The sequence below is a fragment of the Citrobacter sp. CK181 genome (assembly GCF_030333595.1).
Classification (GTDB): Bacteria; Pseudomonadota; Gammaproteobacteria; order Enterobacterales; family Enterobacteriaceae; genus Citrobacter_B; species Citrobacter_B koseri.
The window spans coordinates 764,304-785,138 of the sequence record NZ_JAOWFN010000011.1 but is presented as its reverse complement, the minus strand read 5'-3'; the positions used below and the strand labels follow the sequence as shown (position 1 = coordinate 785,138).

The following is a 20,835-nucleotide window of genomic DNA, read 5'->3' as shown; positions in this document are numbered from 1 at the left end:
AATGGCGGCAGAACATCTATCCGTACCCCGACGAGAACGAGTGTGGCGTATTCCCTTCCCTCGTACGGTCGCAGGCGTCTGGGTTTTTGCCGTCGGGATCATTCTGCTGGTGATGCTCGGAGTACAAATCCTTTCTGGTCTCGTTCTGGCGATGTTTTATGTACCCACGGAAGGGCTGGCTTTTGATTCAATCATTCATATTATGCGATCCGTGAGACACGGCGAACTGGTGCGCAACGCGCATTCTATTGGCGCATCGCTATTTTTCTTCGCCTGTTACCTGCACATCTTCCGCGCCATGTATTACAACGTGTACCGAAAGCCTTATCTCAAAATGTGGATGATAAGCGTGACGTTATACGTGTTACTGATGATCACCGCATTTCTGGGATATAGCCTGATTTGGGGGCAAAAAAGCTACTGGGCCGCCACCGTTATTACCGGATTCACTCGTGCGATCCCGTGGGTGGGAGATACGTTGTATTCGTTTTTAGTCGGCGGGTATGCTCCAGGAACACCCACATTAGGCCGGTTTTATGTGCTTCATTTTATTATCCCCTTCGTCATTGTCGGGGGAACGATATGGCATATCCGCACCGTGCAGTCCGCATTTGCGCAGGCAATGAAAAAGACATTTACGCAGAGCGAGTCCCGGAAACTGTTTTTCGATTATAAAATCACCGACAGTGATGCCATCAAGCTCACTCTTTTCATGATGCTGTTCGCCTGGTTTTTATTCTTTGCCCCGCACTATCTCAGCAGCGCCGATAATTTTATCCCGGCAGATCCCACCGTAACGCCCGCTGTCGTGGCGCCTGAGTGGTATTTTTTGCCGTTCTTTTCCATTTTGCGCTGCTTCCCAAACGAACTTCTCGGGATAGTCGCCATGTGTGCTTCAGTGCTGATTTTTTATTTTCTCCCCTGGCTCGACACTTCACGCGCCCGCTTTCGCAATTACAGCAAGCTCGTTAAATGTGGTTTTTGGCTCTGGGTTGCTAATGCATTCTTTTTAGGATGGCTGGGTTCAAAAGCGCTGGTCGGCCCCGACCTGCCTGACGGTTTCAGTAATGAAGAGGGCTGGATACGCTCGGCATCGCAACTTTCAACGCTGGTTTACTTCGGATGGTTTGTCATCGTACTGCCCTGCCGACGTTTTCTGGAAAAGCAGGATTAACCGCCATGAAGGGATTAGTAAGATATAGCGTTTTATGGCTGTGCATTCTGGGCGCCAGCGCTGTCTGTGCGCAAGAGACGCCACCTCGCCAGGCGTGGAGTTTTAGCGGCATAACGGGCCACTATGATAAAGAACAACTGCGGCGCGGTTTACAGGTCTACGAAGAGAAATGCCGCGCCTGCCACGGGATGGTTCATCTTAATTTTCGCACCCTGACAAAGCCAGGTGGGCCCGAACTCTCGCTCACAGAGGCAAAGCGTCTTGCCAGCGGCTACGTCTTTCCCGACATTCAGGATGATGGTCAAACCGGCGAGCGGGAAGGCAATCTCAATGATACGTTTGTCTCACCCTACCTTAACGATCAGGAAGCAAGATATCTCAATAATGGCGCCCTTCCCGTCGATTTAACCTATATCGTTCGCGCCAGAACGTACGACCGGGGGTTCCCGCAATTTCTGTTCGATGCCTTCTTGCCCTATACCGATCAGGGGGCGGATTACGTCTATGCCTTGTTGACCGGTTATCTGCCTGACGACCCAGAAATGAAGGCAAACCGATACGCTCCCGGCGGCATAATTAACATGCCGAAGCCGTTGTCTGATGGGGAGATCACCTGGTCAGAAAAGGACGATATACCAGAAACCGAAGAGCAGTACGCGCGGGACGTTACGGCTTTTCTGGCATGGGCTGCCGATCCGGTGCTTGAACAGCGAAAACATCAGGGCCATTACGTAATGAGTTATCTGGTCATTATGCTGGCATTGCTGCTGATTTTGCGCCGATTAAAGAGACGCTCGTCAGAAAAAACGAGTGAGAATGGTTAAGACAATAACCAGTCAGTCCAACGCTGACTGGTCTTAAACCGACGCGATACCTTAGCTGTGACGGCGATTGTCGTTACGGCGGCAACGTTTGTCGTAGTGGCGAACCCACCAGTAACGATCGCTCACCTGTTCATGCCCACCTACGCGGGCGCCTGCCAGCCAGAGAATGGCACCGACAAAGATGCTCAGCACCGCACCATGTGCAAAAAATTGTGGCAGGTTAAACTGCGGTAACTGGTTTAAAATAGAATAACCAACACCAACCACCATGACCACTAACCCCAACCCCATGAGCACGTTACCGAGTAACGAAGCGTTTTTGCGTTTCATATGTCACCTCCGGAACTTTTGGGTTGTTTCAGGGAATACCCCTAATCCTTATGTGTAAAGTATAGACAACACTGTGCTTTATGAGTGCGTGGGCGATCACAATTACAACCTGTTATTCAACAAAACTTTACAAATAACCCTCTGAACAGCTTGACTTTCCAATAGTTCAAACAGGCAATTATTCAGCTTCCGGCGCAATCCACGCTGTTTTTTGTCAAGCGCGGCCGCAGACAGTAAACTACGCGCCAGTTATAGACACACTCAGGACAAAAAACGTGACGATTAAATTGATTGTCGGCCTGGCGAACCCCGGCGCAGAATACGCGGCGACACGCCACAATGCGGGCGCATGGTACGTCGATTTACTGGCAGAGCGACTACGCGCGCCTCTGCGTGAAGAGCCGAAATTCTTCGGTTACACCTCCAGAGTGCCCCTCGAAGGGGAAGATGTTCGCCTGCTGGTACCGACCACGTTTATGAATCTGAGCGGTAAAGCCGTCGGCGCGATGGCCAGTTTTTACCGCATCATGCCCGATGAGATTCTGGTTGCCCACGACGAACTGGATCTCCCCCCTGGCGTCGCGAAATTTAAGTTAGGCGGCGGACACGGTGGTCATAATGGCCTGAAAGACATCATCAACAAACTGGGTAATAACCCTAACTTTCATCGCTTACGTGTCGGAATTGGTCATCCGGGCGATAAAAATAAAGTTGTCGGTTTTGTTCTGGGTAAACCGCCGGTGTCGGAACAAAAGTTAATTGACGACGCCATTGACGAAGCGGCGCGTTGTACTGAAGTCTGGTTCAAAGAAGGGTTAACCAAAGCGACGAACCGATTACATGCCTTTAAAGCACAATAAGCAGTGATGTGCGGCATTTTTGCCGCGCGCTGTGTATAATAGGCAAAGTTGTTTACTTTTCTACAATCTGTTTTCTGCAACAGGTTGATTATCAAGATATTAAGGTGATTTAAATCATGGGATTCAAATGCGGTATCGTTGGTTTGCCCAACGTCGGGAAATCCACCCTGTTCAACGCCCTGACTAAAGCCGGTATTGAAGCGGCAAACTTCCCGTTCTGCACCATCGAGCCAAATACCGGTGTAGTGCCGATGCCCGATCCGCGTCTGGACAAACTGGCTGAGATTGTCAAGCCGCAGCGCATTCTCCCTACCACTATGGAGTTCGTCGACATTGCCGGTCTGGTAAAAGGCGCGTCGAAAGGCGAAGGCCTGGGTAACCAGTTCCTGACAAACATCCGTGAAACCGAAGCGATTGGTCACGTAGTACGCTGCTTTGAAAACGACAACATCATCCACGTTGCGGGGAAAGTAAACCCGGCGGAAGATATTGACGTTATCAACACCGAGCTGGCGCTGTCCGACCTTGATACCTGTGAACGCGCCATTCACCGCGTGCAGAAGAAAGCCAAAGGCGGCGATAAAGACGCGAAAGCTGAGCTGGCCGCGCTGGAAAAATGCCTGCCGCACCTGGAAAACGCCGGCATGCTGCGCTCACTGGATCTGACAGACGAAGATAAAGCGGCGATCCGCTATCTGAGCTTCCTGACGCTGAAGCCGACCATGTATATCGCTAACGTCAACGAAGATGGCTTCGAAAATAACCCGTACCTGGATCAGGTTCGCGCCATTGCCGATGCAGAAGGCTCTGTCGTGGTTCCGGTTTGTGCCGCTATCGAGGCCGACATCGCAGAACTCGACGATGCTGACCGTGACGAGTTTATGGCTGAGCTGGGTATTGAAGAACCGGGTCTCAACCGCGTAATTCGTGCGGGCTACAAGCTGCTGAATCTGCAAACTTATTTTACCGCTGGCGTGAAAGAAGTACGCGCGTGGACGATTCCTGTCGGCGCAACCGCACCGCAGGCTGCGGGTAAAATTCACACTGATTTTGAGAAAGGCTTTATTCGTGCGCAGACCATCGCTTTCGACGACTTCATCACGTACAAAGGTGAACAAGGCGCGAAAGAAGCCGGTAAGATGCGTGCGGAAGGCAAAGACTACATCGTTAAAGACGGCGATGTGATGAACTTCTTGTTCAACGTCTAATTGTTGTCTTATGAGGTTTCAATAAACCTCGTAAAGGCCACAAAAAGCCATAAAATCCACGCAATTGCGTGGATTTTTTATTTATAGCGTATCCGTTGATATCATGGAAGTGCGGTCGGAACTGAGTATAGCGGTGGTTATAATCTGAATAGCCACCCATTTTGTAGACGCCTTAAGTGGTTGTAGTTATAAATTATCCTTTGTATGAGGCTTCTTGTCCGCAATGACAGGCGGAAGTCGGCTAAAAACGATATTACATGTTATTTAATCATATCCAGAATGTCTTGAGCTTTTTGAAATAGCTCGTCATAAGTGACAATCTCAACGTTTGTCATACTATTTCTGAATAGCTCAAATGATTTGTATTGACTATTATTTTTAAGCTCTGACTCAAGTGTGCCAATAACAATTAAGCATTTAGGATTGAATGCCGAAAATGAATCACCTCCGTTACCTTCACTTAGCTTGAAATATTCCTTCATTAATTGGTCTTTATAATTTAACACCTGAACAAACGCCCCAGATAGTTCTTCGCTAATTGAATAGGCATTAGTTCTATATCTTTTCCCCAGTAGTATCGTCTTTGGGGTCTTTATTTCGACCAATACTATATTTCCAGTCAGCCTGCTTGCGTAGATAAAATCGACAAGATTACCACCCGAATTGTTTATCGATTTTCCACCAACATAGCATTTACTGCCTAACTGAAACATACTTTGTGGAAATATCTGTGATAATACAGCAGGACATTTTTGTAGAAGCGTTTGCCAGAATTCCTCGGATGCATTTTCACGATTTACTTTCCAGACACCTATTGCTTCCTCTAAAGAGATTTCGACCTGCTCATCCAGCTTGACCTCTGCTACACACTTAGAGGCAGACACTATTTCTGATATTTTATTTAAATGTTCTTTCCTGGCCTTTCTTAGCCACTCAGCCGAATATATTTCCGGCTGCCTGTCAATAATCGCATGATGATTCGGGCACAACAGAAGATAGTTTTCTGTTTGAAGTAGTTGGTCTGCATTTGTAGAAGGGTTGTATCTTGGCCCGTGAGAGTGAATGGCTTCAATCGAAGCTATTTCCCCAATAAATGATGAGTCCTGAAGCATGAGGTTTTGATCACAACCTGGAAACGAGCATCGATAGCCGCTCAATATAGCTACCTGCCGCTTCACGCTAGCGGAGAGATAACGTCTTACCTTTCTCTCAAAGGTTACTTTTTCCGCCTCAAATTCCATTAGCACAACCTCAACTTTCGCAGTGTATTTTATTTATCCTGACGCGCATCTTGCAGATGCGTACAGCATATTCGAGTATCTTTACCTGCATCATACGATTTTGTCAGTAGATTTCCACTCACCGTTTTTGAGTGAAGATTCTCCGCAATGAGCGACAACATCTGGTCGCCAGCTGCGCTCAGCCGCTGTCGACTCATCATTGCCCTTTGCACTAAACATAAATCTGCCCGAAATGGGTGTTCATGAACGGAAGCTTTACTCATCATTGACCAATAGGAAAAAGTTGATCAACCAAGTAACACAGGTAAGATATATCTAATCCGAATCATTAAGAAGCACTATGCAAGTGAGGGTCCTATGGGGATTCCAGGAAATTATTACCTTAAGGGTTATATAGATGACTCCAGGCCAGGCCACATCGAGACGCTCTTTCAGGCAACATTCTCTGGCACAGAAGAAGTCGTTGCATCCTGCCCTCTTTTACCCGAAGAAGTTTTTCTCTTGGTCGAACGGCTTTACTGGACCTCGATTGATGGCGACACGATTTATAAAAACGATGACAGCGGTACTAAATTAATTCTAAAATATCCTTTTTCACGATTTTGGGATGTTATTACAAATAACTTTGCTATAGCACAATATTCTGAACATTACGGGCTTTCTTTTCAGCTAAATTTGAGAGAGAAACTCAATCTCGATAACCTGCAATTCCCTCATTTCATCCGCATCACACTGCCGGGAAACTCGATTGGTGACGAATTTAACAAAATAAAAACACGCCCTCATCATGCTGGTATTGATCATTTCGAATGCCGCTCAGATATAATTTCTCATGCTACATATGTAGAAGGAATGTTGTACAAAATAATAATTAATAGTGGACTGTCAGTAACCGGGTCCATTGATGAAATGACATTTAATGAGAAAATAGTATTTTGCAGAAAGAACAAGCTACTTAAAATGAAACTTATTAATATAGTCTGGCTTTTGAAAAATTTAAGAAATGAGGCAGCCCATCAATTTTCCTTTGAAATTGATGATTCTTCAGAAAGTCATCTGGAAATAAAACCCGTCAGCGAAAAACTGTTAGTCGGGATAAAAGAGTTTGTTAAAACCTGCGAGAAGCGATATGGTTTGACAGCAGCTAAGATACATCGCTTTGATAATAGCTTTCGAATGCTTGCGGGAGAGCTAAATGAAGCAGCTAACCTTACCCAGGTCATTACTCTGGGAAAGCAGTTCCCGGTCGAACTATCTAGTTATTTTTACGGATAATGGAAACTACAAATTATCAACGCTAACAGAGAATTCAGAACCGAGTATGAGTCAATCTAAGATATCCGGCCATCCCCGTTGATAATGGTTAGCGAACTCCCTTCAATGTTGGCATGGTTAAATATTCGCTCAAGGGAATTGTGGTTTTTAGGGATCTGAGCTTTTGACCCATAACGTATCTTCGTGAAAGAGACACCTTTCACGAATAACAAAAATCCACGCAAAAGCGTGGATTTTTTTCATAACGCTGCACTTCACATTAATAACCAGCCGCTGACTAACGGGCAATCTCACCCGACTACCCCTGCTCTGCCGCTATTAAATAGGGCGCAATGCTCGCTAATTTCTCCCGGGTTTCTGTCAGTTCGCGTTCCGGCGTAGATTGCGCGATGATTCCCGCCCCCGCCTGTATCCAGCAGCGCTGGCTGTCCTGAAATACGGAACGCAGAACTAGCGCCGCATCAAAGCGCGTATCGTCCAGCAGCAGGATTGCGCCGGAATAAAGCTCTCGCGGCGTCTTCTCAATTTGCATAATCGCGTTCAGAGCAGCATTTTTAGGGATACCTGAGGCGGTAATCGACGGAAACAGCACGGTAAACGCATCCCAGGCATCCTTGTTTTCCGCAAGCTGACCGCTCACGCCAGACCCCAGATGCTGAACGCTGCCGCGCTGGCGAACCGACATTAAATCTTCAACCACCACGCTGCCCGGCTGGCAAACGGCCTCCAGTTCAGCAATAGCTTCTTTGACCGAAAGGATATGCTCAAGCACCTCTTTACTGTCGTGCAGCAGTTCTGCCTCTTTCGCCTTATTATGCTCCGGGTTTCCCATGCGATCGCGGGTGCCCGCAAGCGGTTCAGTGACCACTTTATTGCCCGTCACTGACATCACCAGTTCCGGGCTAAAGCCCAGCGCTTCGCGTCCTTCCTGACGGAACATAAACGACCGCACAGGTGTATTTGCCTGCCGCCCGTATAACAGCGTGGCGGGCATATCAATCCGCGATGGCAGGGGAATGGCGCGCGAGACAATCACTTTGACATACTCGCCACGGCGGATCTCCGCAACGGCGCGCGCAACCTGTTGTTTATACGCCTCGCCATTGAGGGCGGTATCCACCGCCAGTGGTGCGTTCTGCGTCGTTGTACTGGCCTCTTTTACCCACTCGCACAAACGTCGGCACCCGTCGGCGGAGTCCGCATAAACGGTGACATTTCCCTTTTCAAAAATAAGTTCTTCACGGGGAACGGTTAACGTCAGCAGCGGCCACTCCCCGGCGTTAAAGGCAATCCCCCGCGCATGCGCCGCAAAGTTGAACCCAACCTGTCCATAAACCCGACGTCCTTTCACCTGAGGATGTGCCATAAAACGACGCGCGCAGTCGGCAATGGAATCCACCGCCCATTTTTGCTCCCCGGCATCATCAATAAATGTCGCCTGCGTTCCATCGGCATTAATGTGCAACCGTGCCTGGCACCCTTTGCCTAAATACCAACAGGGTTGACGCTCATAGACATAACACTCTTCTTCTGCGAACTGGCGTAAAACGCCAGAAATCGTCGGCAGCCATTGTTCCTCTGGTAACGCCAGGTGTAAAAATTCACTGATTTTCATCCCTTACCTCTCTGTGTTATTCCCGGATCAATCAATTGCGCTTGTCATCAGTTCTCTTGCCGAATGCAGCCGGATATAAGCAACCCACGCCGCCAGCAACGTGAATGCCCCGGCAAACAGGAAGCAGGCCGCATAGCCAAAATGTTGAGCAACAACGCCGCCGATAACGCCTGCCAGAATGGCGATTGCCGCGTCAGTACATTGAAAGAGGGTGAAGTCGACACCGGCCTGCAAAGGCGATGAAAGCGACATCAGCGTGGCGTAAAGACAGACCAGCGCGCAGGCCAGCGAAATGGACTGGACAATGACCAGACACTGGAGAATCGGCAGCAGCAGATGACCCGGCGCCATCATGAGCGTCATCACCACCGCCAGCAGCGCGATCCCCTGGACGCCATAAGCCGTCAACAGCGCTCTGCCGGGTGAGGTGTATTTCATCAGCAATCCGCCGGCCAGCGTTCCTGCTATGCCCGCTGCAATATTGCCGCCGCTGAACAGCGCGCCCAACGCGGACATGCTTAACCCATGATCCAACAACAGCGGCGCCAGAAGAGGCAGCACAAACCGCATGCCTGAATTCAGCATCAATACCAGCAGTAAGCCCAGGCGCGCCTGTTTCCTCCGTAGCGCATAACCTAACGCCGGAACATGCGGGATAGTCGCTGTTCGCGTCGGCTCCGTAATGCGCCACAGCGGGAGTGACAGCGCCATAATCAGCACCGCCATCATCAGCATGGCGACAGGCCAGCCGGATGCTGCCGACAGCATCAGGAACACCCCGCCACCGCACATCATTCCCAGATAGCTGCCGCCAACCTGCACGCTGTTTCCCCAGCCGTAACCCGCGCGGGTCAGTTGATCGACGCAAAAGCCGTCGCTGGCGATATCAATGGTGGAGGCGACCGTGCCTGCCACCATAAACAGAACAAATAACGCGACGATTTGCGTATCGGGAAATCCCCCTTCTCGCCCAAACGAGCCAATCGCTGCGGCAATCATCAGGATCGCCGCTAGCGCGACCTGACCACGCAGGATTAACATGCGGGAACGGCGTTCCTGGCTACCGGGCGGAAGCCGCCAGCGTTCGATCCACGGCGCCCAAATAAACTTCAGCGCCCAGGGCAGCATGAATAGGGTTGTCGCACCGGCAAGCGCCAGCGAACCGCCAGCAGCGCGCACCAGCGCGGGTAAGGACTGCATAGACAGCGCCGATACCAGGCTCTGCGTCACATAGACGCCGGCAATAGCAAAAATCACCCGCCCGGTCGTCAACGTCAGCGGTTTCACATTCGACTGAACATCACTCATGCACCCACTCTCCAGACGCGGAAACCCCGTCGTCGCGCCACACGCGCGCGGCCATTTGCGCCTGCCACAGCGCCTGATAACGTCCATGATGAGAGAGCAATTGCGCATGAGTACCCTGCTCAACCACCTGTCCCTCTTCCATCACCAGGATGTTTCCGGCCCCGGCGATGGTGGATAAACGGTGGGCGATGATAATCACCGTCCGGTTGTGGACCAGGTTATCGATCGCTTTTTGCACCGCCAGCTCGCTTTCAATATCCAGCGCGGCGGTCGGTTCATCGAGAATGACGACCGGCGCGTTTTTCAATAACGCTCTGGCAATGGAAATCCGCTGGCGCTCGCCGCCCGATAGCTGGCCGCCCATCTCCCCCATTGGCGTCAGCCAGCCTTGCGGAAGACGGGAAATAAACTCAAGGCACTGCGCCGCGCGGGCTGCCTCTTCCACCTCCTGTCGCGTCGCCTGTGGGCGCGCGATACGGATATTCGCCAGCAGCGTGTCATCAAACAGCCAGACATCCTGGAAAACAACAGAAATCAGGCTATTGAGCTGTTCCGGCGTCAGGCGGCGAATATCGACGCCGCCAATAGAAATCTGCCCTTGCTGCGGATCGGCATAGCGCATTAGCAGTTTAGTGACCGTGGTTTTGCCTGCGCCGGAGGCGCCCACCAGCGCGCTCATACTGGCCGCCGGGAACGTCAAAGAAACATGATTAAGCGCGTGGCCGTCGCCTTCTTCGTAGCAATAGCTGACGTTGTCAAAGCGGATATCGTAACGTTCCGGCATCTCGCTTTGCTCTGCGACGGGAAGCGGTGCTATCGCCATAAACTGCTCAATCCGTTGCAGGGCGCTGGCGATCAGTTCCACAACCGAGGTGTAGCTGATAAACATCGCCATCGGTTCTGCGAAGCGCATAATCATCGCGACGGCGGCAATCAGAAAGGCGAGGTTCAGAGTGCCCGTCACCACCCAGACGATCCCGGATAACACCACCACCTGTAGGCCCAACTCCACGACGCTGGCGATCAGCATCGTCGCGCCAGCGCCCTGACGGTGAGTGCGGGTCTGTAAGTTTTCCAGCGCATTGAAATGCGCCAGCAGCGCCCGGCTTTTATCGGCATCGCTGCCGCAGGTGCGCAATACCATCATCCCCTGAGCAAATTCAACGATATCGCCGCTCAGCCGCTGGTGCGCTTCCCCCAACGTCTGCATTTGTCGCCGCATCGCCGAGCGGCGCCAGTAATAAAACGGCACCAGCAGAGGGAAGATCAGCAACATCACCAGCCCCAGCCGCCAGTCTATCCACAATGTCGCCAGCGACGCCGTCAGCGGCGTGACAATGGTGAGCAGCAAAATATTGGCTATCGCAATAACATAATTGAGGTTTTCATCCACGCTGCCCAGCAGCAAGGCGTTCATTTCACCCGCCCTGCCGCGCTGGAGCTTCTCCAGCGGCACGCGGCGTAACTGCTCGCCAAGTCGCAGGCGCAACTCATGGGTGGCCTGCGCCAGATGACCACGGTATTCAAAGCCCAGGCCATACCAGCGTAGCACCAGCGTCACAATTGCGGCGACGCTGAAGGCCATAGCCCAGTTAAGAAGTTGCGGCGCGTCTCCCCGTAACAGCGCATCAATGATCGGATAAAGACAGGCAAAGGCGATCCCCTGCATGAATGCCGCCAGCAACAGCGCCAGCATACTGCGTCGCAGCATCCTGGCCTGACTGCCAACGCTGGAGATAAGCTGGCGCCAGATGACGCGCCAGGCCAGGTTATCCGCAGGATTATTGTCTTTCATTTTCCACCACCTCTTCCTGTGTTCCACCCGGCACCCAATGCTGCGCCTGCTGATAGTGTTGCCAGAGCCGTTGATACAGGCCGCCCTGCGCCAACAGTTGCGTATGGTTCCCCATTTCCCTGAGCTGTCCGTCGGAAAACAGCAATATCACATCGGCCTGAGTCACCATTGAAAGACGATGCGCGACCATGATGACCGTCCGGCCGCGCATGGCCGCCGCGAGCGCCTTGATAAGCGCCGCTTCGTTTTCCGGGTCAGCAAACGCCGTCGCCTCATCGAGCACCAGGATGGGGCGATCCTGCAAAAGCGCCCGGGCGATAGTGATGCGCTGCCGCTGGCCGCCGGAGAGAAATACCCCGCGTTCCCCGACTCGCGTGTTGTAACCTTCTGGCAGCGCGCTAATAAAATCATGGGCCTGCGCCACTCTGGCCGCCGCTATTACCGCCTCCAGCGGCGTATCCGGCGCGCCCAGACGAATGTTATTGGCTATCGTGTCGGCAAAAAGGAAGTTGTCCTGAAACACAAACGAAAGTTGCTTCATCAGGGTGTCCGTCTGCATATCGCGCAGATCCACGCCGCCAATACGGATATGGCCTTTGTCCGGGTCGGCGTAACGCAGCAGCAAGCGCGCTACGGTGCTTTTTCCGGCGCCGCTTGGCCCGACCAGCGCCACAATTTGCCCGGCAGGCACATGAAAGCTCACCTCCTGCAACGCGGCGCCAGTACGCGCTTGCGGATAATGAAAGCTCACCTGCTCAAAGGTAATGCTCGCCTCTTTCGGCTGCTGGTCAGACAGCGGCAGCGATAACTCCGGCATCGCGAGAACCTGATAAATACGCTGAATGCTTAAACGCGTTTGCGCGACCAGGTTATTGAGCATCATCATTGGCATTACGGCTTCGGCCATTCCGCTGCCCAGCAGTAAAACGGCCACCCACGCGATAAAATCGAGACTGCCATAGTGCAACAGGCCGTATCCCGACCAGATCAGAACAAACAGGGTCGGGAGAGGATTCAGAATCGAGAAGGAAAAACGCGCTGAAAAACCGGCTTTGCGATACCAGGTTTTGAGCACATCGACCCACTCTTCAAGGGCGCGTTGATAGCGCAAAAAACTGGTGCTGCCGCTATCAAACGTTCTCACCACGGGCATGGCCTGCACGAACTCAATAACCGCCGCGCTAACCTGCTCGCGCGCCTTATGATAACGCTGAGCCATATCTTCCGAACGCTGGCGGGCGAGCACGAGAACAACCGATCCAAACGCCAGTACCCCCAGCGTCGCGATTGCCAGCCGCCAGTCCAGCCAGAACAAGATAACGATTGTCGCCAGCGGCATAATGATCGCGCGGGCATAGAGCGGCGTGCTGTCGGCCACAAAAATATGTAACGACTTCACGTCATCCAGCATCACTTTCGCCACTGACCCGCTGCCCATTTGCTGTAACACGCCAGGCGGAAGCTGCAATGCTTTACGGGCTAACCTGCTGCGCAGAATGTTCTCCAGATGAAAAGCCGCGTAATGAGAGGTGTTGAACGCCTGCAAGCGCAGAACAAAAGTTAAGATCACGCAGCCGATCACGCCGCCCAGCGGCCAGGCCGGAATAGCGTCAGGCGTCGCGCGAATGTCGCGCAGGCTCCACGCCAGAAAAAGGAGCGCCCCCAGGCTGGTTAATGCCGCCAGCCCCGCCAGCGCCATAGCTAAAATAACCTTCCTGCGAACCGGTGTAATCACCTGCCAGAGAGGAAATCGGGACAGCGATTCAGTATTGGATGATTGAGATGACATGGGAGTAACTGAATTTCCTGATGAATTTTTACGGACGCCAAAAACGACAATTCAGGGTGGCGTTCTGAGAATTAATGTGAATAATAACCATTATCAATAACTCATCTACCCCATTCGGTTCTATTTATACCCGCATTGGTCTAAGCCACAGGGAGATAACCAGGTCATGACGGAGTCACCGCAAACGCAATCTGAAATCTCTATTCACCAGTTGGTGGTCGGGAAACCTGCAAACGATGGCAATATTCCTGCTCAGTGTGAACTGCTGCGCTGTTCGTTGCAGGAAGGTATGGATATTTTGCTCTGGAGGGGCCATTTTGCGCGGCCTGAGACGTTGCAGCTACACGACGATCTGGGCAGGATTAACTTCTCGTGCATCCTGGAAGGCACATCGCGCTTTGCGATTCAGGGACTCCGGCGCCCTTGCGCGCAATCGCCATTACATTACCCATACGCCAGACTGCCGTGGCAGCGCCTCCTATTGTGGCCGATTCGAGAGCATTACCCTCTCCTTCAGCCCTGAAACCCTCGCGCTGTGGGTGCCAGATATTAGCGCGGTCATTAAGAATAAGATCGACTCCCACTGCTGTTGCCAGCAGCAGCGTTGTAATGCTGAAACCCACTTAACGGCTCAGGCCTTGCGTCACGCGCTGATGCGCATGCACGGCGGCTTCAGCCATGAACAAAAGCCGTCGACGCTATGGTTGCAGGGGCAAAGTCTGGTCATGCTCAGTCTGGTGCTGGATGAACATCGCGAAGACGCCAGTTGCCTCTCCTGCCACTTCAACCCGATGGAACGTCAGAAACTGCTGCGGGCGAAGGATCTGCTGCTGGCTGATCTGACGCAAGCGCCGGGCGTCGCGGAGCTGGCCAGAGAGTCCGGTCTGAGCGTTCTCAAAATTAAGCGAGGCTTCCGCGTTCTGTTCAACAACAGCGTCTATGGCCTGTTTCAGGCTGAACGAATGCAGGAAGCCAGAAGACGCCTGGCCAACGGCAATACTTCCGTCATGACGGTGGCGGCCGATCTGGGCTATGCCAACGCCAGCCATTTCTCTGCCGCCTTCCAGAAACAGTTTGGCGTAACCCCTTCGACCTTTAAACGCGTGATGTAACCGGGGTCGCGCCCCCCTAAATTCCTCCCTGACAGAGGCCCGGATACCCCATCCGGGCCTCTGTTCTTTCCGCCTGTTACCAACCCGAAACGGGCATAAATAAACCCGTTTCGGGTAGCACTCAATTGTTAATAATTACTATTCTCATATGAGCAATGCTTTTCGGTAAGACGTGCCATCAGGAGGAAGAATGATTTCTGGCGCACCATCTCAGGATTCGCTGTTACCGGACAACCGCCACGCGGCTGATTACCAACAATTACGCGAGCGGCTTATACAGGAACTGAATTTAACGCCGCAGCAGTTACATGACGAAAGCAACCTGATCCAGGCCGGCCTGGATTCAATAAGATTGATGAGATGGTTACACTGGTTTCGTAAAAATGGCTACCGCCTTACCCTTCGCGAGCTGTATGCCGCCCCCACGCTGGCGGCATGGAACCAGTTAATGCTCAGCCGGTCGCCGGAGAACGCGGAAGAAGAAACGCCGCCCGACGAATCATCCTGGCCGAACATGACCGAAAGTACCCCCTTCCCATTGACGCCGGTACAGCACGCCTACCTGACGGGCCGCATGCCGGGGCAGACGCTTGGCGGCGTGGGTTGCCACCTGTATCAGGAGTTTGAAGGCCATTGTCTGACGGCGTCACAACTGGAGCAGGCCATCACGACCTTGCTGCAACGCCACCCAATGCTGCATATCGCCTTTCGCCCCGACGGGCAGCAGGTCTGGCTACCGCAACCTTACTGGAACGGCGTCACCGTTCATGATTTACGCCATAACGACGCTGAAAGCCGCCAGGCCTATCTGGACGCACTGCGCCAGCGCCTGAGCCACCGTCTTTTACGCGTGGAGATCGGCGAAACGTTTGATTTTCAGCTGACGCTCTTGCCGGACAATCGCCACCGCCTCCATGTCAATATTGACCTGCTGATTATGGATGCCTCCAGCTTTACGCTTTTCTTCGATGAGCTTAACGCCCTGCTGGCCGGAGAATCGCTGTCGGCTATCGACACCCGCTATGATTTCCGCTCGTATTTGCTGCACCAGCAGAAGATCAATCAACCACTGAGAGACGACGCGCGCGCTTACTGGCTGGCGAAAGCATCGACGCTTCCCCCCGCGCCCGTCTTGCCGCTGGCCTGCGAACCCGCCACGCTGCGTGAAGTCCGTAATACCCGGCGCCGCATGATTGTCCCGGCAACACGCTGGCACGCCTTTAGCAACCGGGCCGGCGAGTATGGCGTGACGCCGACAATGGCGCTGGCGACCTGTTTTTCTGCCGTGCTGGCTCGCTGGGGCGGCCTGACGCGTCTGCTGCTTAACATCACCTTATTCGACCGCCAGCCGCTGCACCCGGCGGTTGGCGCAATGCTTGCCGACTTCACCAATATTCTTCTGCTGGATACCGCCTGCGATGGCGATACCGTCAGCAACCTGGCACGTAAAAACCAGCTCACGTTTACGGAGGACTGGGAGCATCGCCACTGGTCCGGCGTCGAGCTACTCCGTGAACTCAAACGCCAGCAGCGCTACCCCCACGGCGCCCCGGTGGTATTTACCAGCAATCTGGGCCATTCCCTCTACAGCAGCCGCGCAGAATCGCCGTTGGGCGAGCCGGAATGGGGCATCTCGCAAACGCCGCAGGTCTGGATAGATCATCTGGCGTTCGAGCATCACGGCGAGGTCTGGCTGCAATGGGACAGCAACGACGCGCTGTTCCCTCCGGCGTTAGTCGAAACATTGTTCGACGCCTACTGCCAGTTGATTAACCAACTCTGCGATGACGAAAGCGCCTGGCAAAAGCCGTTCGCAGATATGATGCCCGCCAGCCAGCGCGCGATACGCGAACGGGTCAACGCCACCGGCGCCCCCATTCCCGAAGGTTTGCTGCATGAAGGCATTTTCCGTATCGCTCTGCAACAGCCGCAGGCGCTGGCGGTAACGGACATGCGTTATCAGTGGAATTATCATGAGCTGACAGACTATGCCCGCCGTTGCGCAGGCAGGTTAATCGAGTGCGGGGTTCAGCCCGGCGATAATGTGGCTATCACGATGTCGAAAGGCGCAGGACAACTTGTTGCAGTTCTGGCCGTCCTGCTGACCGGGGCGGTTTACGTTCCGGTTTCGCTGGACCAGCCTGCCGCACGGCGCGAGAAAATCTACGCTGACGCCAGCGTCCGGCTGGTGCTCATTTGCCAGCACGACGCCAGTGCCTGGTCAGACGATATTCCCGTCCTTGCCTGGCAGCAGGCCATTGAGGCGGAGCCAATCGCCAACCCGGTGGTACGCGACCCCACGCAGCCGGCCTACATTATCTACACCTCCGGCTCTACCGGCACGCCGAAAGGGGTAGTCATTTCTCACCGGGGAGCGCTCAACACCTGTTGCGATATCAATACCCGCTATCAGGTTGGCCCGCATGACAGGGTGCTGGCCCTCTCCGCCCTGCATTTTGATTTATCGGTTTACGACATTTTTGGCGTACTGCGTGCGGGCGGCGCGCTGGTGATGGTGATGGAAAATCAACGGCGCGATCCTCACGCATGGTGTGAGCTGATCCAGCGCCATCAGGTCACGCTCTGGAACAGCGTCCCGGCGCTGTTCGATATGCTGCTGACCTGGTGTGAAGGTTTCGCCGACGCCACGCCGGAAAACCTGCGCGCAGTGATGCTTTCCGGCGACTGGATCGGGCTTGACCTCCCCGCCCGTTATCGGGCCTTCCGTCCACAAGGACAATTTATCGCGATGGGCGGCGCCACCGAGGCGTCTATCTGGTCTAACGCCTGCGAAATTCACGACGTCCCCGCCCACTGGCGCTCCATCCCTTACGGTTTTCCGCTAACCAACCAACGCTACCGGGTGGTGGATGAACAGGGCCGGGACTGCCCTGACTGGGTGCCGGGTGAATTATGGATTGGCGGCATTGGGGTCGCGGAAGGCTATTTCAACGATCCCCTGCGTAGCGAGCAGCAATTTTTGACGCTCCCGGACGAGCGCTGGTATCGCACCGGCGATCTCGGCTGCTACTGGCCAGATGGCACAATCGAGTTCCTCGGTCGTCGCGACAAGCAGGTCAAAGTCGGAGGATATCGCATCGAGCTGGGCGAAATCGAAAGCGCGCTCAGCCAGTTGGCGGGGGTGAAACAAGCAACCGTTCTGGCGATCGGCGAAAAAGAAAAAACGCTGGCGGCATACGTGGTTCCTCAGGGCGAGGCTTTTTGCGTTACCGATCATCGGGACCCGGCACTGCCGCAGGTGTGGCACACGCTTGCGGGAACGTTGCCCTGTTGCGCCATCTCGCCAGAGATCTCCGCAGAACAGGTAGCCGATTTCCTTCAGCATCGCCTGTTAAAACTGAAGCCGGGTCACACCGCTGGCGCCGATCCTCTCCCCCTGATGAACTCACTCGCTATCCAGCCGCGCTGGCAGGCCGTGGTGGAACGCTGGTTAGCATTTCTGGTGACGCAACGGCGACTGAAGCCCGCTGCTGAAGGTTATCAGGTCTGCGCTGGTGAAGAACGCGAGGATGAACACCCGCACTTCAGCGGACATGACTTAACCTTATCGCAAATTCTTCGCGGCGCCCGTAACGAACTGTCGTTACTGAACGACGCGCAGTGGTCGCCGGAAAGCCTGGCCTTCAACCATCCGGCCAGCGCCCCGTATATTCAGGAACTGGCGACAATTTGCCAACAGCTTGCACAGCGCTTACAGCGCCCGGTACGCCTGCTTGAGGTGGGAACCCGCACTGGCCGCGCCGCAGAATCGCTGTTAGCACAGCTCAACGCCGGACAGATTGAGTATGTCGGGCTTGAGCAGAGCCAGGAGATGCTGCTGAGCGCCCGGCAGAGGCTCGCCCTCTGGCCTGGCGCCCGTCTGTCCCCCTGGAATGCAGACACGCTGGCGGCGCACGCTCACTCGGCGGACATTATCTGGCTTAATAACGCCCTGCATCGTCTGCTGCCGGAAGATCCCGGGCTCCTTGCGACATTACAACAGCTTGCCGTTCCCGGCGCGCTGCTCTACGTGATGGAGTTTCGCCAGTTAACGCCGTCCGCCTTGCTCAGCACGCTTCTGTTAACCGATGGGCAGCCGGAGGCCTTGCTGCATAACAGTGCCGACTGGGCGGCATTATTTAGCGCAGCCGCCTTCAACTGTCAGCATGGCGATGAGGTCGCGGGGTTACAACGCTTCCTCGTACAATGCCCTGACAGGCAGGTGCGCCGCGATCCCCGTCAACTTCAGGCCGCCCTCGCCGGGCGCCTGCCGGGGTGGATGGTGCCGCAACGGATCGTCTTCCTCGACGCCTTACCGCTGACGGCTAACGGGAAGATTGACTATCAGGCGCTGAAGCGTCGTCATACCCCTGAAGCGGAAAACCCGGCCGAAGCGGATTTACCGCAGGGCGACATTGAAAAACAGGTTGCCGCCCTCTGGCAGCAACTCTTATCGACTGGCAATGTCACCAGAGAAACCGACTTCTTCCAGCAAGGCGGCGATAGCCTGCTGGCGACCCGTCTGACCGGGCAACTTCATCAGGCAGGTTATGAAGCGCAATTAAGCGACCTGTTTAATCATCCCCGGCTGGCGGATTTTGCCGCCACGCTGCGGAAAACCGACGTCCCGGTTGAACAACCATTCGTCCACTCCCCTGAAGATCGCTACCAGCCCTTTGCGCTTACCGACGTGCAGCAGGCTTACCTGGTGGGGCGTCAGCCAGGCTTTGCCCTGGGCGGCGTCGGCTCACATTTCTTTGTTGAATTTGAAATTACCGATCTGGATCTCACCCGGCTGGAGACGGTCTGGAACCGATTAATCGCCCGCCACGATATGCTGCGCGCCATCGTGCGTGATGGACAGCAACAGGTGCTCGAACAGACGCCCCCCTGGGTGATACCCGCACACACCCTCCATACGCCTGAAGAGGCATTGCGGGTACGCGAAAAACTGGCGCATCAGGTACTCAACCCCGAAGTGTGGCCGGTATTCGATCTCCAGGTCGGATACGTGGACGGGATGCCCGCCCGCCTGTGGCTGTGTCTGGATAACCTGTTGCTTGACGGTCTGAGCATGCAGATCCTGCTGGCGGAGCTGGAGCACGGATACCGCTACCCGCAACAGTTGCTTCCGCCGCTGCCCGTCACTTTCAGGGATTATCTGCAACAACCCTCGCTACAGTCGCCCAATCCAGATTCTCTGGCATGGTGGCAGGCGCAGCTTGATGATATTCCTCCGGCGCCTGCGTTGCCGTTGCGCTGCTTGCCTCAGGAGGTTGAAACACCGCGCTTCGCCCGCCTGAACGGCGCGCTGGACAGCACGCGCTGGCATCGGCTGAAAAAACGGGCGGCTGACGCCCATCTCACCCCGTCGGCCGTGCTGTTGTCGGTGTGGTCAACGGTTCTCTCTGCATGGAGTGCGCAGCCTGAGTTCACGCTTAACCTTACGCTTTTCGACAGGCGACCGCTGCACCCGCAAATCAACCAGATTCTGGGCGATTTCACCTCGCTGATGTTGCTGAGCTGGCATCCCGGCGAAAGCTGGCTGCACAGCGCACAGTCACTACAGCAGCGGCTGAGCCAGAACCTCAACCACCGCGATGTGTCAGCTATCCGCGTGATGCGTCAACTGGCGCAACGGCAAAACGTGCCTGCCGTTCCGATGCCCGTCGTCTTTACCAGCGCGCTGGGCTTTGAGCAGGATAACTTCCTCGCCCGGCGTAATCTGCTCAAACCGGTCTGGGGCATCTCCCAGACGCCGCAGGTCTGGCTCGATCACCAGGTTTATGAATCCGAAGGCGAACTGCGCTTTAACTGGGATTTTGTCGCCGCGCTGTTTCCTGCCGGGCAGGTGGAGCGCCAGTTTGAACAGTATTGCGCATTGCTAAACCGAATGGCCGAGGATGAAAGCGGCTGGCAACTGCCGCTCGCCGCGCTGGTGCCTCCCGTTAAACACGCAGGGCAATGCGCAGAGCGCTCACCGCGCGTATGCCCTGAGCACTCTCAGCCACACATTGCAGCGGACGAGAGCACCGTCAGCCTGATTTGCGACGCCTTCCGCGAGGTGGTTGGCGAGTCTGTCACACCCGCAGAAAACTTCTTTGAGGCGGGCGCAACGTCGCTGAATCTGGTGCAACTGCACGTTTTGTTACAACGTCACGAATTTTCCACCCTGACGTTGCTTGACCTCTTCACCCACCCTTCTCCTGCCGCCCTGGCCGATTATCTGGCCGGCGTCGCCACGGTGGAGAGAACAAAACGTCCTCGCCCTGTTCGCCGTCGTCAGCGGCGGATATAGCGCGAA

12 protein-coding genes and 1 pseudogene are annotated in these 20,835 nt (G+C 54.4%); 7 read left to right on the top strand and 6 right to left on the bottom strand.

All coding sequences use genetic code 11. The annotated features are described in order from the left end of the window. The first annotated feature begins 1 nt into the window (after position 1). Both OGW17_RS07805 and OGW17_RS07800 read left to right on the top strand, forming a co-directional pair. Complete coding sequence (locus OGW17_RS07805; protein ID WP_071258455.1) at positions 2-1,174, top strand: cytochrome b; 1,173 nt, start codon at positions 2-4, stop codon at positions 1,172-1,174. A 5-nt stretch (positions 1,175-1,179) separates the two neighbouring features. Then, the gene (locus OGW17_RS07800; protein ID WP_071258458.1) at positions 1,180-1,998 is read left to right on the top strand and encodes a cytochrome c1; all 819 of its coding nucleotides are present in this window, start codon (positions 1,180-1,182) and stop codon (positions 1,996-1,998) included. 51 nt (positions 1,999-2,049) lie between these two features. Here OGW17_RS07800 and ychH read toward each other — a convergent pair whose 3' ends face one another. Next, positions 2,050-2,328, bottom strand: coding sequence for a stress-induced protein YchH (ychH, locus tag OGW17_RS07795; RefSeq protein WP_012132144.1), 279 nt, complete (start codon positions 2,326-2,328; stop codon positions 2,050-2,052). 275 nt (positions 2,329-2,603) lie between these two features. Between ychH and pth the strand changes: the two genes are divergently transcribed. Then, positions 2,604-3,188: an aminoacyl-tRNA hydrolase gene (gene pth, locus OGW17_RS07790; RefSeq protein WP_071258463.1), complete on the top strand. Its 585-nt coding sequence runs from the start codon at positions 2,604-2,606 to the stop codon at positions 3,186-3,188. 116 nt (positions 3,189-3,304) lie between these two features. Continuing rightward, on the top strand, positions 3,305-4,396 hold the full coding sequence (ychF, locus tag OGW17_RS07785; RefSeq protein WP_012132142.1) for a redox-regulated ATPase YchF: 1,092 nt from the start codon (positions 3,305-3,307) through the stop codon (positions 4,394-4,396). A gap of 260 nt (positions 4,397-4,656) precedes the next feature. On the opposite strand, the gene OGW17_RS07780 is transcribed toward ychF, so the two are convergent. After that, positions 4,657-5,637 (bottom strand): Shedu immune nuclease family protein, encoded by a 981-nt coding sequence (locus OGW17_RS07780; RefSeq protein ID WP_071258465.1) that lies wholly within the window; start codon positions 5,635-5,637, stop codon positions 4,657-4,659. Positions 5,638-5,994: 357 nt separating this feature from the next. Here OGW17_RS07780 and OGW17_RS07775 point away from each other — a divergent pair, with 357 nt between their 5' ends. After that, positions 5,995-6,912 carry a hypothetical protein gene (locus OGW17_RS07775; protein WP_071258468.1) on the top strand — a complete coding sequence of 306 codons (918 nt, stop codon included), beginning with the start codon at positions 5,995-5,997 and terminating at the stop codon, positions 6,910-6,912. 298 nt (positions 6,913-7,210) lie between these two features. Here the strand turns inward: OGW17_RS07775 and ybtS are convergent, their stop codons facing one another. From ybtS to ybtP, 4 genes are read right to left on the bottom strand one after another with little or no spacing between them, the layout of a single operon-like run. Further along, entirely contained in the window at positions 7,211-8,527 is a 1,317-nt protein-coding gene (gene ybtS, locus OGW17_RS07770; protein ID WP_071258471.1) for a yersiniabactin biosynthesis salicylate synthase Irp9/YbtS, read from the bottom strand. A gap of 27 nt (positions 8,528-8,554) precedes the next feature. Further along, on the bottom strand, positions 8,555-9,835 hold the full coding sequence (gene ybtX, locus OGW17_RS07765; protein WP_071258473.1) for a yersiniabactin-associated zinc MFS transporter YbtX: 1,281 nt from the start codon (positions 9,833-9,835) through the stop codon (positions 8,555-8,557). Next, complete coding sequence (gene ybtQ / locus OGW17_RS07760) at positions 9,828-11,630, bottom strand: yersiniabactin ABC transporter ATP-binding/permease protein YbtQ (protein ID WP_071258476.1); 1,803 nt, start codon at positions 11,628-11,630, stop codon at positions 9,828-9,830. Before ybtQ ends, ybtX begins: the two co-directional genes overlap by 8 nt. Next, entirely contained in the window at positions 11,617-13,329 is a 1,713-nt protein-coding gene (ybtP, locus tag OGW17_RS07755) for a yersiniabactin ABC transporter ATP-binding/permease protein YbtP (RefSeq protein ID WP_071258479.1), read from the bottom strand. Before ybtP ends, ybtQ begins: the two co-directional genes overlap by 14 nt. A 256-nt stretch (positions 13,330-13,585) precedes the next feature. On the opposite strand from ybtP, the pseudogene ybtA reads away from it, so the two are divergent. Both ybtA and irp2 read left to right on the top strand, forming a co-directional pair. Further along, positions 13,586-14,531 (top strand): annotated as a pseudogene (gene ybtA, locus OGW17_RS07750) (yersiniabactin transcriptional regulator YbtA). 190 nt (positions 14,532-14,721) lie between these two features. Beyond that, complete coding sequence (irp2, locus tag OGW17_RS07745; RefSeq protein WP_114647393.1) at positions 14,722-20,829, top strand: yersiniabactin non-ribosomal peptide synthetase HMWP2; 6,108 nt, start codon at positions 14,722-14,724, stop codon at positions 20,827-20,829. Positions 20,830-20,835: the final 6 nt, after the last annotated feature.

Coding starts and splice junctions, on each gene's coding strand:
- OGW17_RS07775 (WP_071258468.1), top strand. CDS start 5,995: ATGGGGATTCCAGGAAATTATTACCTTAAGGGTTATATAGATGACTCC.
- ychH (WP_012132144.1), bottom strand. CDS start 2,328: ATGAAACGCAAAAACGCTTCGTTACTCGGTAACGTGCTCATGGGGTTG.
- ychF (WP_012132142.1), top strand. CDS start 3,305: ATGGGATTCAAATGCGGTATCGTTGGTTTGCCCAACGTCGGGAAATCC.
- ybtS (WP_071258471.1), bottom strand. CDS start 8,527: ATGAAAATCAGTGAATTTTTACACCTGGCGTTACCAGAGGAACAATGG.
- irp2 (WP_114647393.1), top strand. CDS start 14,722: ATGATTTCTGGCGCACCATCTCAGGATTCGCTGTTACCGGACAACCGC.
- ybtQ (WP_071258476.1), bottom strand. CDS start 11,630: ATGAAAGACAATAATCCTGCGGATAACCTGGCCTGGCGCGTCATCTGG.
- ybtP (WP_071258479.1), bottom strand. CDS start 13,329: ATGGCGCTGGCGGGGCTGGCGGCATTAACCAGCCTGGGGGCGCTCCTT.
- OGW17_RS07805 (WP_071258455.1), top strand. CDS start 2: ATGGCGGCAGAACATCTATCCGTACCCCGACGAGAACGAGTGTGGCGT.
- OGW17_RS07800 (WP_071258458.1), top strand. CDS start 1,180: ATGAAGGGATTAGTAAGATATAGCGTTTTATGGCTGTGCATTCTGGGC.
- OGW17_RS07780 (WP_071258465.1), bottom strand. CDS start 5,637: ATGGAATTTGAGGCGGAAAAAGTAACCTTTGAGAGAAAGGTAAGACGT.
- ybtX (WP_071258473.1), bottom strand. CDS start 9,835: ATGAGTGATGTTCAGTCGAATGTGAAACCGCTGACGTTGACGACCGGG.